Consider the following 13,578-nt stretch of genomic DNA (forward strand, 5'->3'; position numbering starts at 1 on the left):
GGAACTTCGATGAAAGCAATCTACCAACAAGGAGCAGCTGACGCACCAGTTTTGGTGCTGCTCCACGGCACCGGTGGCGACGAACAGTCGCTGCTAGAAGTAGGAAAAGCCCTTGATCCCCAAGCGTCACTATTAGGTATTCGCGGCAATGTCTTAGAAAACGGCATGCCCCGTTACTTCAAACGCCTAGCTGAAGGGGTGTACGATGAAGCCGACTTAGCACTTCGCGGCGACGAATTAGCCGATTTTATTCGGCAAGCCGCCAAAGAACACCACTTTTCGTTAGCGCAAGTGGTACTGGTGGGTTATTCCAATGGCGCCAACATTGCCATTCGCTTATTACTAAATGATAGTGACCACTTCAAAAAAGCGATCCTCTACCACGCCATGTATCCAGTCGAGAATGTACCGACGAATTCCTTGCCTGACACTCATGTGTTTATGAGTTTTGGCAGAAACGATCCGATCGTTTCCCTAGCTGACAGTGCTTACGTCCAAGAGATCTTTACCTCGCGGGGCGCAGTCCTTTCAACCGTTTGGACCCCGAGTCATCAGTTAACGTATGAAGAAGTTGAACACTCGCGCACGTGGTTGACCAAACAATAAAGCAGTGCCTATTTCCTAATCAAACAGCGATCATGCTGGTTGGTTAGGTTTTTTTGTTTCACGTGAAAACATTGAACAGAGAGTAGATCAGCTCCACCAAGATATGCTTTACATTAGTTCTGTTAGTATGGGTGGTTTTTATATTCTTAAAGCTTCTAGATTATAAGGTAGCTTGTTATCTCTAACCTGTTTAAGTTAATAACATGAATTATTCCTAAAAAAAATGGTAATACAATTTAATAAAACACATAATGGAAAATGAGTTTGGTGATGATCAAAACCAGTTAGGGATTATACCTAGCTGGTTTTTTTATTATGGAAGCAGATTTGTTGAAAGTTCCTTTATTTAACAACGTTGATTGTTGTATCGGTGAATAGTGAGTGACTTGTGGTTCTTTAGATACCAAGACTCAAAAACCAGTGAACGTACTTGTTAAAAATAACATTAAGGTCGTTCCCTTGATGGATTTCAATACCTTTATCAATTGGGTTATTAATTGATAATCATTGTTTTGGCGCCATTTTTCGTATTTAAAGATAACGAAGACATTTTTATATAAAAACAAAAAATTGTTGACAGACAAAATGAAAGCGTTTATATTGGATATGTGGTTACTACCAGTTGAGAGTAAGGGGAGGACATAAGATGCTTGGTTTGGTTTTAACAGGTCATGGAGGATTTGCGCAAGGGATGGAAAATGCGCTTGCGATGATTGCAGGGCCGCAAGAACAGTTTCTAGCAGTGTCGTTTTTAGAGGAAAATCCGTTAGCTGACTTTGAAAAAGAGTTGCAAGGAGCAATCGATCAATTAAAGGAAACCTGTGATGGGGTCGTGATTTGTGCAGACCTTGTAGGCGGGACCCCTTTTAATGTTGCGATGACCGCTGCCAATGAGGACCCGCAAGTCGAGGTCATCGGCGGCATCAATCTACTGCTGCTAGTGGAAGGTTCGTTGACTAGATATACGGCAACTGATCCAGAGCGTTTTTGTCAAGAACTGGCAGAGATTGGCAAGAGCGGTATTTTTCACGGAAAGATCAAAGGCCATGAGGAAACCAATGAGGAAGAAGGGATTTAACGATGTGGGAAATGATCTTAGCAGCCTCAATCGTGGTGCTTGTTTTTCTCTTTCTCTTTTTGGCGGTCTCATCTTTCTTGAATGGGAAACATCTGAAAAAGCAAAAAGGCTATTTCGCTGAATTGCAACAGTCCTTGAAAAAGGGGCAGAAAATCAAATTATACGGCGGCATTATTGGGGAGATTCAAACACTGGGGAAAGAGACGGTCGATCTAAGGGTGAAATCGGGAACGGTGATTGAAGTAGAACGTAGTGCGGTTACAGAAATCATGCAGTAAATAGAAGGAGGACATATTTATGGGAGAACCAAATATTTTGTTGACGCGAATCGACAATCGGTTGATTCATGGGCAAGTTGCCACCCAATGGAACGGTACGTTGGGGGCAAATCTAATTTTAGTGGCAAATGATAAGGTCGCCAAAGACAAAGTCAGACAAGGGTTGATGGATATGGCGGCGCCAGCTGGCGTCCAAACGAGGTATTTCTCGATTCAAAAAACCATCGAGATCATTCATAAAGCATCGCCAAAACAAAAGATTTTCATGGTGGTTGAAAATCCGCAAGATGCGTTGAAATTAGCTGAAGGTGGGGTGCCGATCAAGAAACTGAACATTGGGAATATGCATATGTCAGAAGGGAAAAGACAGGTTGCTACGACAGTTGCCGTCGATGAAGCAGATGTCGATGCCTTTAAAAAACTGAAGGAAATGGGGGTGCAATTAGTGATTCAGCGGGTTCCAACGACACCTGTTGAAGATGAAAAGAAATTATTTCAGTGATGCAGAGGTAAGGAAGGAGAAAGAAAATGGATTACACGATTTTTCAAATCATTTTAGTCTTCATAGTTACATTCATTGCCGCAATCGATCAATTTAGTTTTTTAGAATCATTGTACCAGCCCATTGTTACCGGGATGGTTATCGGACTTATTCTTGGAGATCTTCAAACCGGCTTGATCGTTGGCGGAACCTATCAGTTAATGACGATCGGCAATATGCCGGTGGGCGGCGCGCAACCGCCAAATGCGGTGATTGGCGGAATTATGGCAGCAATCTTAGCGATCACGCTGCAGCTGGAACCGACAGTGGCCGTCGCTACGGCGATTCCGTTTTCTTTGCTTGGGCAATATGGGGTGACGATTATCTTCTCACTAATGTCGCCAGTGATGTCAAAAGCTGACAGCTACGCCCATGATGCCAATACGAAGGGTATTGACCGGATCAATTATTTAGCGATGGTGGGTCTTGGAACGATCTTCGGCTTGATTGTGGTCTTATTCTTTATCGGCGGTGCTGCCTTCGGGAATCAGGCGGTCGCAGCGATCCCTCAATGGTTGATGGGTGGGCTCGGCGCAGCTGGGGGCATGATGCGGTATGTCGGTTTTGCGATTTTACTAAAAGTGATGGTTTCCAAAGAAATGTGGGGCTTCTTCTTTATGGGGTTTGGTTTAGCCACGATCGTAATGGCGGCACCTTCCTTGCAAGGACCAGCCTTGATCATTCTAGCCTTTATCGGTTTTGCATTAGCCTTTTGGGATTATCAAATCCAGTCCAAATTTAAAGTAGTAACAGCCAATACCTATGATTTCGGAGGCGATGAAGATGGCATATAATATTCCCGATTCTTATAGCGAACAAGCGCCCGCAGAACAACTGGATAAAAAGACCTTGAACAATATGGTCTGGCGTTCCTTATTTCTACAAGCCTCTTTCAACTATGAGCGAATGCAAGCAGGAGGCTGGTTATTCAGTATTTTACCGGGATTGAAAAAGATCCACAAAAATGAAAAGGACTTGGCTGCTTCAATGAGCCATAACCTAGAGTTTTTCAATACTCATCCATTCCTCGTGAACTTTGTGATGGGGATCATTCTATCGATGGAACAAAACAAAGCCGATATTCCCATGATTCGGGCAGTGCGAGTCGCCGCGATGGGACCGCTAGGCGGGATCGGTGACGCGTTATTCTGGTTCACTCTGGTACCGATAACAGCTGGTATCACAGCCAATATGGCGATCAACGGCAACATCGCTGCACCGTTTATTTTCTTACTGGTATTCAATGCGGCCCAATTTGGTTTACGGTTCTTCTTGATGCATTGGTCCTATCGTTTAGGGACAGATGCGATTGGGATCTTAACGGAAAATGCCAAAGAGTTCACCCGAGCAGCGAGTATTTTAGGGATTTTTGTTGTCGGTTCCTTGACCTGCGTGTATGGGGCGACGTCTTTGGATATTCAGATCCCTAACGGTACTACCAATGAAGTGACACAAGCGACGACGATCGTGGATGATCAAGCAGCCATTGCCGCTTACGAAGACATGCTGTATACCACGGATGAGAATGGACAATTGACCGACACACTGCAAGAAAATGCGGCGGTCAACGAATTGGCTAACGGCAAATATGAATTGACGTTTAACAAAGTCAACGAAGTGCCCGTGACGATCGATATTCAAAAAATCCTCGATGGGATCTTGCCGCAAGTGATTCCATTGACCATCACACTGATGCTGTATTTCTTCTTATCAAAACGCGGCTGGACGCCATTGAAATGTATCGCTTTGCTGCTAGTGATCGGCTTGATCGGTTCTGGCTTTGGTCTGTATCCATCCATTTGGCCGCAATAAGCAAGCTAGCAGAAGAAACAGCGCAAACCGTAGGAGGAGTTTTGCTAAGCAAGCAAAAGCTGACTTTTCAGCTTAGCTCGTGCTGGCAATTGGTTCATTTTCCTGCGTGAAGAGATGCAAGTTCAGGAAACAGAGCCCCTGTAGACGATTGTTTGACACGCCTATCGAGAAATAGTACACTCGTTATGTGGTAGTAACCAGTTTGGAGGGGCTTATGAATATCAATAAAAATCGACAACCATTATACGATCAATTGTTAAATTTACTGATTGAAAAAATCGAAAATGAAATGGAAGCAGACACGATGCTTCCCTCAGAAAGAGAACTGTCAAAGCGCTACGGGTTAAGTCGGACTACCGTTCGCTTGGCACTACAGGAGTTAGAAAAATTAGGCTATATTTATCGCCAACATGGTAAAGGAACCTTTGTCTCGGAGATCCGCAAGCAGGCAACCAATTTATCGGGTTCCTATAGTTTTACCGAACAGATGAAAGCACTGGGGAAACAACCGGAAACTAGAGTATTGGCATTCAAAAAAATGGAAGCGACAAAATATTTTGCCACTCAGTTGCAAGTTTCCATTGGCGAGCCGATCTACAAGTTAAAACGATTGCGTCTTGCTGATGGCCAACCGATGATGATCGAGCGTTCTTATCTGCCCGTCAAGCGCTTCATGAATTTAACGAGTGAGATGATCGAGCAAAAACCATTGTACGATATCTTCCATGAAGATTTTCATCAAGTGATCCGCCTAGCGGACGAAGAATTTTTTGCCAGCATTGCCAGTGCGAAAGATGCGGCATTGCTAAAAATCCACGAAGGTGCGCCGGTGTTGAACCTGGTACGCAGCACGTTCAATATTGAAAATGAAGTGATCGAATACACCTTGAGTGTTGCTCGAGCAGACCAATTTAGATACAAAGTCCGCCACTTGCGTAACGACGAGTAGCGCATTTCCTAGACAGTCTGAAATGATCCGCTCGAGCAAAGAAAAGGTGTGTATTCAAAACCAGTGAGGTCGAGGAAGTTTGCCCTTTGGGTGATCGCTAAGTATTCATCCAAGACAACGCTCCTCGTACCGTCACTGGGAATACATACTGGAAAACCAGCAGCTAGGAGGAAGAAAGATGTTTCAACTGTCAACAAAGGAATTAGCAGAATTAGGTGCGGAGATTACAACAAGAGAAATCAAACAACAGCCAGAACTGTGGCAAGAAACCTTGACGATCTATCAAGAAAAGCAAGAGGCGATCGCGGCTTTCTTACGTACTATCAAGCAAAAGACGGACAAGCGAATCCGCGTGGTCTTCACGGGAGCGGGGACATCGCAATATGTTGGAGATACGATCGTTCCTTACTTGAATAAGAACGGCGCAACGGTGGATTATCTTTTTGAAAGTATTGCTACGACGGATATTGTCGCTGCTCCAGAACAAGTTTTATTTGCGGATGAGCCAACACTGCTCGTTTCTTTTGCTAGAAGTGGCAATTCACCAGAAAGTTTAGCAGCGGTCAAAATCGTCGATCAATTCGTTGCGGACAGCTATCATTTGACGATCACTTGTGCAGCCGACGGATCTTTGGCACAACAAGCTGCCGCTGATGAAGCGAGTTATCTGTTATTGATGCCTGAGAGGTCAAATGATGCTGGATTTGCGATGACGGGAAGCTTTTCTTGCATGGCCCTTTCGGCACTGCTGATTTTTGACCAGACGCCTCTGGCGGAAAAAGGGCATTATGTTGAAACCCTTAGCCGGTTGGGGCAAGAAGTGATCGACAGAGAAACAGAACTCCAAGTACTGACGGACCGTTCCTTTAAGCGAATCGTTTACCTTGGTTCAGGTACGTTGTCGGGGTTGACCAGGGAAGCACAGCTAAAAGTATTGGAACTGACTGCGGGAAAAATCGCCACCGTGTTCGATTCTTCGATGGGCTTCCGTCATGGACCGAAATCATTCGTAGATGATCAAACCCTCGTCTTTGTCTTTGTCAGCAATACGCCATACACGCGGCAGTATGATCTTGATATGTTGGAAGAATTAAAGAGTGACGGCATCGCCGTCGCAGTGACCGCCATCGGACAGCCGGCAGCTGTGAATTTTTCAGGAACAAACTTTTTCTTTCCAGATGACACTTCACTGCCAGATGGCTATCTTGCCTTAGCAGACATTGTTTTTGCGCAAACGATCGCACTGTTGGCATCGATCAAAGTCGGTAATACACCGGATACCCCTTCGCCAACGCGTACCGTCAATCGGGTGGTCAAAGGCGTGACGATTCATCCGTATAACAACTAACGATGACTGAGAAAGACCACCACGAGCACGTATCCTTTCGTGTACGAAGTCGATACGTGCGGTGGTCAATCAGTCGAACGGCTTCATCAATAGACATTTTTATATGTGCTGACAACCGTTTCGCCAACACTGAAAAAAGTGAAAACGGTTGATTCTTTGGCATGGACAAAAAAGGAGGAATTTTAATGAAAGCAACCGTAACGAAAGCCAAAAAAGCAGCGATGGATCGCCTGTCAACGAAAGAAGGAGTGATCGCAGCTTTAGCAATCGACCAACGAGGTGCCTTGAAAAAAATGATGGCAGCACTTGGCGTGGAGGCTGATGCAGAAAAAATCAGCCAGTTTAAAAAGCTAGTCTCACAAGAATTGACCCCTTACGCGTCTTCCATTTTACTAGATCCAGAATATGGGTTGGCAGCTGCGCAAAGTCGTGATCCAGAGGCGGGGCTTTTGCTGGCGTATGAAAAAACCGGCTATGATGCGACTACGCCGGGACGTTTGCCTGATTTATTAGGGGAATGGTCAGTTGAGCGATTAAAAGCAGCAGGCGCCGATGCCATCAAATTTTTGCTTTATTATGATGTAGATGAAGATGCCCAGATCAATCAGTTGAAACACGTCTTTGTGGAACGACTCGGCAGCGAATGCCAAGCCGCTGATCTGCCCTTCTTTTTAGAAGTTCTTTCCTATGATGCTAAGTTGCCTGAAGTCGACTCAAAAGCATATGCGCAACGCAAACCAGAAAAAGTCATCGGATTGATGAAGGAATTTTCAAAACCACAGTACAAAGTCGATGTGTTAAAGGTGGAAGTAGCAGTCAACATGAATTATGTGGCAGATTTTGCCAAGGAAGAAGCCGTGCATACCAAGGAAGAAGCCGCAGCGTATTTCAAAGCGCAAAGCGATGCGACGCATCTGCCGTTTATTTTTCTCAGTGCAGGCGTATCAGCCAGCTTATTCCAAGAAACACTGGTTTTTGCCAAAGAAGCCGGTTCAACCTTCAATGGCGTCTTGTGCGGCCGGGCAACGTGGAAAGACGGTGTTGATCCCTTTGTAAAACAAGGGACAGAAGCAGCCAAAGAATGGCTAGCAAGTACCGGAAAACAGCACATCGAAGACTTGAATGAAGTGATCCAAAAGACCGCTACTTCTTGGTGGGACAAAGTTACGGTCGAAGAATAGTTTTTTCGCTGTTTGACAAGAGAAATGGCCAATGATCAGACATCTTAAGGGCTTTTGAGAAGAAGTGCAGGCTTCTGACTTAAGGCTCTAGGGTGTCTTTTTTATACCTTGACAAGTTCGGTTATCATCGTAGGAATGAAACGTAAACAGGAAGAGGTTTAGAGAGTAATTTACAAGGGGAATTGAATAGGATAAACTAGCAGTAAAAGCCATCAAATCCACTTGCTTCACTTTTGGTCGAAATAAGGTTCAATAAACCTACAATAAAGGAGCATTCATGAACGTGTATACGTTTCATTCCGTCACGTCAGAAAACCAACAAGCTGCCTATAGTATTTATCAGAAAAACCAGGCCTATTTTGCTTTAACGAAAGAGACACCTTCCATCGAACAACTCATGCGGGACATGACTGTTCTACCGCCATCTGTGGCTCAAGAGCAAAAGGTATTTTCTATTATTTATTATGATCAAAAACCTATTGCTATCATGGATTATCTTGTTGATTATCCGCAAGAGGGCACTGCGTATATTGGCTTGCTGCTGGTTGGCGAAAGACGTCAGGGGCACGGGCAAGCTCTTTATCAGCAAGTAGAACAAGACTGGCGCATAAAGGGGATTTCTCTCGTATCTCTCGCTGTTATTGAAGAAAATACAGCAGGTAGATCTTTCTGGGAGAGTCAAGGATTTAAAGAAACACGAAAAGCCGTGACAACAGTCAATGATCAGAAGGTAAGTGTGGTCTGCTTTGAGAAAAAGATCAGAAATTCTTAAACAACAGGTGAAGCAAGAATGAAATAACAAATCATTCGGTTATGAAAATTTAAAAAACCTCCTTATTAAATTAGATTTTCTGGAAAACAATCCTAAATAAATGAGTAAACATTACGAAAAAGTAGCTATAAAAAATCGTTGGTTTTTATAACTAATACTGCGACTTGGTGCCCTTATCGATTTGTATAGTCATCGATTTTAAGAAAAATGTAAGGGTTGACATTTTCTTTTGTAGATAGTACGATGTTGTCAAAGATGCAGGAGTGTTACTGATAAACAAGTCAGGCACCACCAAGTCCAAAAGCAAAGTTATTCTTCGCGTAACAGCGCAGGAAGCTTCGTTTTAGGTTTGGTGTTTTTTTGTCTTTAAGGAGGTGGAAATGATGACTATAGTAAAAACACTGAATAACAATATTGTTTTGGTACGAGATGATCAAGGGACTGAGAAAGTTTTATTTGGGACAGGAATTGGGTTTAAAAAGAAACGTGGAGACATGGTTGATGAAGCATTGATCAGTAAAATTTTTACTCCCAATGAAGAGGAGAAGCATAGCCATAAGATAGAGAATTATACGCCGGAAGTATTAAGTATTGCAGCAAAAATTATTGATCTTGGGGAAGCAGAATTAAATCAAAAGTTTGGTACCGGATTGTTGTTTTCTTTAGCAGACCATTTAACTTTTTCGTTGAACAATTCGGTAGAAAATGAAAATCCCATCAAATGGGAGATTCCTCATCTATATTACAAAGAATATCAAATCGGTAAGCAAGCGTTGGCACTTATTCAACAAGAGTTAGCTGTGCAATTATTGCCAGAGGAAGCAGCATTTATTGCGCTTCATTTTGTGAATGGACAGATTGATCAGTCGAATATGGCAGATACATTGCAAATAACAGAAGTGATCAAAAAAATTGTTAAAATCGTCCAAATCCTTTATGGAACAGTCTTAGATAAAACAACAGCAGATTATTCACGATTTATTACTCATATTCGTTATTTCATTATGCGCCAAAAAAACAAAAAAACGTCGTTGAAGATGGACGAGCAAATACGTGAACTGATTCAGGAACGATATATGAAAAGTTATGCCTGTGGTCTGCTCATTAAAGATATGCTAGATAGAGAGTACCATTGGAAAATCTCTGAGGATGAATTGGTATATTTAGTCATTCATATTGAACGAATTACAACTAAATAAAGATAAGGTGTGTTATCTAGAAAAGAGCATAAGCCTAAGTGGAAGTTTTTTTCACTTGGGCTTTTTCTTTAGTAAAGGAGGAGCAACAATGGAAAATAAAGAATTAGCGAAAAAAATCATTGCCTTAGTTGGTGGAAAAAGTAACATATCCCAAAGCTGGCATTGCATTACCCGTTTACGATTTAATTTGATAGATGATTCGAAAGTAGAAAAGAATGAGATCAATGAATTAGCAGGAGTGATCGGCAGTCAATTTAGTGGGGGGCAATATCAAGTGATCATTGGTGCCAAGGTGGCTGAAGTCTACAAAGAAGTTGCCGATCAATTAGGGGAAGAGGTTACTAAGGAAGGGTCTTCGAATAAGAAAATGAACTTCTTAGATAAAATTTTCGATGTGATTAGTGGAATCTTCACGCCACTGATGCCTGCAATCATCGGGTCAGGTTTGATCAAAGGTCTCATGGCATTATTCGTTGTAGTTGGGTGGCTTTCACCAGAGAGCTCTGCCTATGAAGTATTGAATATCTTCTCAGATGCGGTATTTTACTTCTTGCCTTTCTTTGTTGCTATCACAGCAGCTAGAAAATTTCAGACGAAAGAGTCTCTGGCTGCTGCGTTAGCAGCGATCCTCATGTATCCCACGCTGATCAATGGTGCGGCAGAAGGAGGAAGTGCATTATCGTTATTTGGTCTAGCCATTCCATTAAATAACTATTCTTCTACGGTATTACCGATTATTTTAGGTGTACTTCTTATGAGCTATATCAATAAATGGATGGATCGAGTAGTTCCTAAAACAGTTAACATCGTTTTTAGTCCAATGTTGACCTTACTAGTCACGGCACCGATTCTATTAGCGATCGTTGCACCACTAGGAAATTTTTTAGGTAAATATTTAGAAGAAATCTTTACCACGTTGTTCACCGTTGCAGGTCCTTTAGCGGGCTTGTTGATGGGAGGACTGATGCCGCTGATCGTCATAACAGGTATGCATTATGCTTTCTTTCCTGGAACATTTGCTAGTCTTCAAAAATTAGGCTACGATATTATGCTTTTGCCGATGAATTTGGTTGCGAATAGTGCACAGGCTGGAGCTGTTTTAGGGGTAGCTTTGAAGGCGAAAAAAGCGACCACGAAATCTTTGGCATTTTCTACTCTGATTCCTGCAATTTTCGGAATTACTGAACCAGCTATCTATGGCGTAACGTTGCGCTTGAAGAAACCTTTCTATGCCTCATTGGCAGGAGGCGCTGTAGGAGGAACGATTTTTGGCTTTTTTGCTGTCCAAGTGACCGCATTTTCTATTCCTGGTATTACTGCTTTACCAACATACATTATTCAGGATTCGAATAATTTTATTTATGCGCTGATCGGTTATATCGCTAGTTTTGTCGTTTCGTTTGTTCTAACAATGTTTTTGGGATTTGAAGAAGAAGCATCAGAAAAAGCATCAGAAAAAACGACCAATATAGCAGTTGAAACCAAATATCCAATTGAAGTTTATTCTCCTATGGAAGGCGAGGTCAGAGATTTAGCGACCGTTGCAGATGAGACATTTTCAACAGGGCTAATGGGAAAAGGGGTAGCAATTTTTCCAGAAGAAGGCGTAGTCTACGCACCATTTTCCGGGAAAATCACGATGATGACTCCGACGAAGCATGCGGTAGGAATACGTTCAGAAGAAGGTGTCGATCTTTTGATCCATGTTGGGATCGATACTGTCAAGCTGCAAGGCGAATCTTTTGATTATCTTGTTGCAGCAGACGAAACAGTCGAAAAAGGACAACCCATCATTAGGTTTGACTTAGAAAAAATAGCTAGAAGTGGGTATGATCTAACAACAATGATCATTGTGACCAATAGCTCAGAATTTTTAGACGTGATCATTACTGGAGATAGGCATATGGAGTCAACGACATCGCGCTTGATGATGTGCATTCAATAATAGAAAAGGAGAGAAAATAATGAAAAAATTTACAGGATTTAAAGATGATTTTTTATGGGGAGGAGCTACCGCTGCTAACCAAATCGAAGGTGCTTATTTAGAAGGCGGAAAAGGATTATCCACTTCAGATTTTGCCGCATACAAAGACCCTTATGCTTCTGGAAAAGTAAATAATTTTACTTTTAACGTTACTTCAAAAGAGTTAGCTGAGTATGCGATGAATCCTGAACATTATCTTTTCCCAAAACGTTGGGGCATTGATTTTTACCATCGGTACAAAGAAGATATTGCTTTATTTGCAGAAATGGGATTTAAATGTTTTCGCTTATCAATCTCATGGGCGAGGATTTTCCCCACGGGACTTGAAGATGAGCCGAATGAAGCAGGACTAGCTTTTTATGATGCTGTTTTCAATGAGTGTGCGAAATATGGTATTGAGCCTTTGGTAACGATGTCACATTATGAAATGCCGATCGAACTGACGAAGAAGTACAACGGATGGATCAGTCGTGAGCTAGTTCCCTTGTTTGAGAAGTATGCCCGAGTCATTCTTGAACGCTATAAAAATAAGGTGAAGTATTGGATCACGTTCAATGAAATGAATATGAATCTTAATAGCTTATATACAGGGGCGGGGATCTTAGAAGATTTAGTGGATGATTCATTGCAAGCGGCATATCAAGCGTCTCACCATCAATTCTTGGCAAGCGCATTGGCTGTAAAAGCTGCGAAAGAAATTACTCCTGATGTAGAGATTGGGTGTATGATCAATCAAATAGAAGCATATGCACATACGACAAAGCCAGAAGATCAACTGCAAGCAGTGAAATCCAACCAGTTGAATATGTTTTATCCAGATGTTCAAGCACGGGGGTATTATCCTAGCTATATTTATAGCTACTTTTCAGAGAATGACTTGTCCATCGATATCCGACCAGAAGACGCGGATATCCTTCAAGAGGGGACAGTGGACTTTGTGGCCATTAGTTATTATATGTCTCATGTTGCGGAGGCGAGAGAAGATGCATCTAAATTAGCAGGTACTTTTGATAGCCCAATTAAAAATGAATATTTAGAGCTCTCTCAATGGGACTGGCCAATTGATCCAATTGGGTTAAGAATATCATTGATCAAATTATATGATCGTTTCCAAAAACCTTTATTTGTTTGTGAAAATGGATTAGGAGCGAAAGATGAGTTCGTCAATGGGGAAGTCCACGATGCGTATCGAATCGATTATTTAAAAAAACACATTGAACAAATGCGCGAAGCCGTTAAAGACGGTGTTGATCTCATGGGATACACGCCATGGGGCTGCATTGATCTGATCAGTTGCGGAACTTCTCAAATGTCAAAACGCTACGGCTTTATCTATGTGGATCAAGATGACCAAGGAAACGGAAGTTTGGCTCGTTATCGGAAAGACTCGTTTTATTGGTACAAGAAAGTGATTGCTTCTAATGGAGATGAATTATAAAAAAGGCTGTGAATGAGCAGGGGAGCAAAAAGATAGAAACAGAAAAACTCAGACAATCGTTGCAAGTAGGAGTGTGCCTCATGCTTGGCTTTTTAAAAGCATAAGACCCAAAGCGCTCGACAGCAGTTTCAACTGCTGTCGCGTATTTGTATTTCAATGGTGTTTGTATGTGTTGATTAGTAAATGAGTTTAAAACTTTTCTATGATTTTTTTAATAAATATTCCTATTGATTATCATATTTTCTTAATATTAAATCAGTTAACTTTCGCCATTTCTCCAATCACTTTCCCATAGCTTCAATTCCTCTTTTTTTGTTAACAGGTTAAGTCAAAAATCCCTCAAAATCTTTTCTCATTTTTCAGCAGTATTGCCAGTAGAAAATCGCTTGATA

Annotated in this window: 13 protein-coding genes; all 13 read left to right on the forward strand. The window is 42.1% G+C overall.

What is annotated here, in order from left to right:
- The first annotated feature begins 9 nt into the window (after positions 1 to 9).
- The 13 genes from IGI92_RS01010 to IGI92_RS01070 all read left to right on the forward strand — a co-directional run bounded on the left by IGI92_RS01010 (position 10) and on the right by IGI92_RS01070 (position 13,186).
- The gene (locus IGI92_RS01010) at positions 10 to 606 is read left to right on the forward strand and encodes an alpha/beta hydrolase (protein ID WP_430607683.1); all 597 of its coding nucleotides are present in this window, start codon (positions 10 to 12) and stop codon (positions 604 to 606) included.
- A gap of 646 nt (positions 607 to 1,252) precedes the next feature.
- On the forward strand, positions 1,253 to 1,684 hold the full coding sequence (locus IGI92_RS01015) for a PTS sugar transporter subunit IIA (protein WP_008376461.1): 432 nt from the start codon (positions 1,253 to 1,255) through the stop codon (positions 1,682 to 1,684).
- Positions 1,685 to 1,686: 2 nt separating this feature from the next.
- Positions 1,687 to 1,962, forward strand: a complete 276-nt coding sequence (gene yajC / locus IGI92_RS01020; protein WP_244732883.1) for a preprotein translocase subunit YajC — start codon at positions 1,687 to 1,689, stop codon at positions 1,960 to 1,962.
- 19 nt (positions 1,963 to 1,981) lie between these two features.
- Positions 1,982 to 2,464: a PTS N-acetylgalactosamine transporter subunit IIB gene (gene agaV, locus IGI92_RS01025; protein ID WP_005232625.1), complete on the forward strand. Its 483-nt coding sequence runs from the start codon at positions 1,982 to 1,984 to the stop codon at positions 2,462 to 2,464.
- A 26-nt stretch (positions 2,465 to 2,490) separates the two neighbouring features.
- Positions 2,491 to 3,297: a PTS mannose/fructose/sorbose/N-acetylgalactosamine transporter subunit IIC gene (locus tag IGI92_RS01030; RefSeq protein ID WP_430607686.1), complete on the forward strand. Its 807-nt coding sequence runs from the start codon at positions 2,491 to 2,493 to the stop codon at positions 3,295 to 3,297.
- On the forward strand, positions 3,287 to 4,315 hold the full coding sequence (locus IGI92_RS01035; RefSeq protein WP_008376454.1) for a PTS system mannose/fructose/sorbose family transporter subunit IID: 1,029 nt from the start codon (positions 3,287 to 3,289) through the stop codon (positions 4,313 to 4,315). Before IGI92_RS01030 ends, IGI92_RS01035 begins: the two co-directional genes overlap by 11 nt.
- 214 nt (positions 4,316 to 4,529) lie before the next feature.
- On the forward strand, positions 4,530 to 5,264 hold the full coding sequence (locus IGI92_RS01040; protein ID WP_005232618.1) for a GntR family transcriptional regulator: 735 nt from the start codon (positions 4,530 to 4,532) through the stop codon (positions 5,262 to 5,264).
- 178 nt (positions 5,265 to 5,442) lie between these two features.
- On the forward strand, positions 5,443 to 6,612 hold the full coding sequence (locus IGI92_RS01045) for an SIS domain-containing protein (RefSeq protein ID WP_194199353.1): 1,170 nt from the start codon (positions 5,443 to 5,445) through the stop codon (positions 6,610 to 6,612).
- 185 nt (positions 6,613 to 6,797) lie between these two features.
- Positions 6,798 to 7,793: a tagatose-bisphosphate aldolase gene (gene lacD, locus IGI92_RS01050; protein WP_430607689.1), complete on the forward strand. Its 996-nt coding sequence runs from the start codon at positions 6,798 to 6,800 to the stop codon at positions 7,791 to 7,793.
- Positions 7,794 to 8,070: 277 nt separating this feature from the next.
- Positions 8,071 to 8,565, forward strand: a complete 495-nt coding sequence (locus IGI92_RS01055) for a GNAT family N-acetyltransferase (RefSeq protein WP_430607692.1) — start codon at positions 8,071 to 8,073, stop codon at positions 8,563 to 8,565.
- 383 nt (positions 8,566 to 8,948) lie between these two features.
- Complete coding sequence (locus IGI92_RS01060) at positions 8,949 to 9,764, forward strand: PRD domain-containing protein (RefSeq protein ID WP_223347153.1); 816 nt, start codon at positions 8,949 to 8,951, stop codon at positions 9,762 to 9,764.
- Between the two features lie 88 nt (positions 9,765 to 9,852).
- A complete protein-coding gene (locus IGI92_RS01065; RefSeq protein WP_430607695.1) occupies positions 9,853 to 11,709 on the forward strand; it encodes a beta-glucoside-specific PTS transporter subunit IIABC in 1,857 nt (618 codons plus the stop codon).
- A gap of 19 nt (positions 11,710 to 11,728) precedes the next feature.
- The gene (locus tag IGI92_RS01070) at positions 11,729 to 13,186 is read left to right on the forward strand and encodes a glycoside hydrolase family 1 protein (protein ID WP_430607697.1); all 1,458 of its coding nucleotides are present in this window, start codon (positions 11,729 to 11,731) and stop codon (positions 13,184 to 13,186) included.
- The last annotated feature ends 392 nt before the right edge of the window (positions 13,187 to 13,578 follow it).

Origin of the sequence: Enterococcus sp. DIV2379 (genome assembly GCF_050542965.1) — a bacterium.
In the GTDB taxonomy this organism is placed as follows: Bacteria; Bacillota; Bacilli; order Lactobacillales; family Enterococcaceae; genus Enterococcus_D; species Enterococcus_D entomosocium.

What these genes read in the sequence shown, in the direction of transcription:
- agaV (WP_005232625.1), top strand. Translation starts at nt 1,982, where the DNA reads ATGGGAGAACCAAATATTTTGTTGACGCGAATCGACAATCGGTTGATT.
- yajC (WP_244732883.1), top strand. Translation starts at nt 1,687, where the DNA reads ATGTGGGAAATGATCTTAGCAGCCTCAATCGTGGTGCTTGTTTTTCTC.
- IGI92_RS01060 (WP_223347153.1), top strand. Translation starts at nt 8,949, where the DNA reads ATGACTATAGTAAAAACACTGAATAACAATATTGTTTTGGTACGAGAT.
- IGI92_RS01045 (WP_194199353.1), top strand. Translation starts at nt 5,443, where the DNA reads ATGTTTCAACTGTCAACAAAGGAATTAGCAGAATTAGGTGCGGAGATT.
- IGI92_RS01065 (WP_430607695.1), top strand. Translation starts at nt 9,853, where the DNA reads ATGGAAAATAAAGAATTAGCGAAAAAAATCATTGCCTTAGTTGGTGGA.
- IGI92_RS01010 (WP_430607683.1), top strand. Translation starts at nt 10, where the DNA reads ATGAAAGCAATCTACCAACAAGGAGCAGCTGACGCACCAGTTTTGGTG.
- IGI92_RS01035 (WP_008376454.1), top strand. Translation starts at nt 3,287, where the DNA reads ATGGCATATAATATTCCCGATTCTTATAGCGAACAAGCGCCCGCAGAA.
- IGI92_RS01040 (WP_005232618.1), top strand. Translation starts at nt 4,530, where the DNA reads ATGAATATCAATAAAAATCGACAACCATTATACGATCAATTGTTAAAT.
- IGI92_RS01070 (WP_430607697.1), top strand. Translation starts at nt 11,729, where the DNA reads ATGAAAAAATTTACAGGATTTAAAGATGATTTTTTATGGGGAGGAGCT.
- IGI92_RS01055 (WP_430607692.1), top strand. Translation starts at nt 8,071, where the DNA reads ATGAACGTGTATACGTTTCATTCCGTCACGTCAGAAAACCAACAAGCT.
- IGI92_RS01015 (WP_008376461.1), top strand. Translation starts at nt 1,253, where the DNA reads ATGCTTGGTTTGGTTTTAACAGGTCATGGAGGATTTGCGCAAGGGATG.
- lacD (WP_430607689.1), top strand. Translation starts at nt 6,798, where the DNA reads ATGAAAGCAACCGTAACGAAAGCCAAAAAAGCAGCGATGGATCGCCTG.
- IGI92_RS01030 (WP_430607686.1), top strand. Translation starts at nt 2,491, where the DNA reads ATGGATTACACGATTTTTCAAATCATTTTAGTCTTCATAGTTACATTC.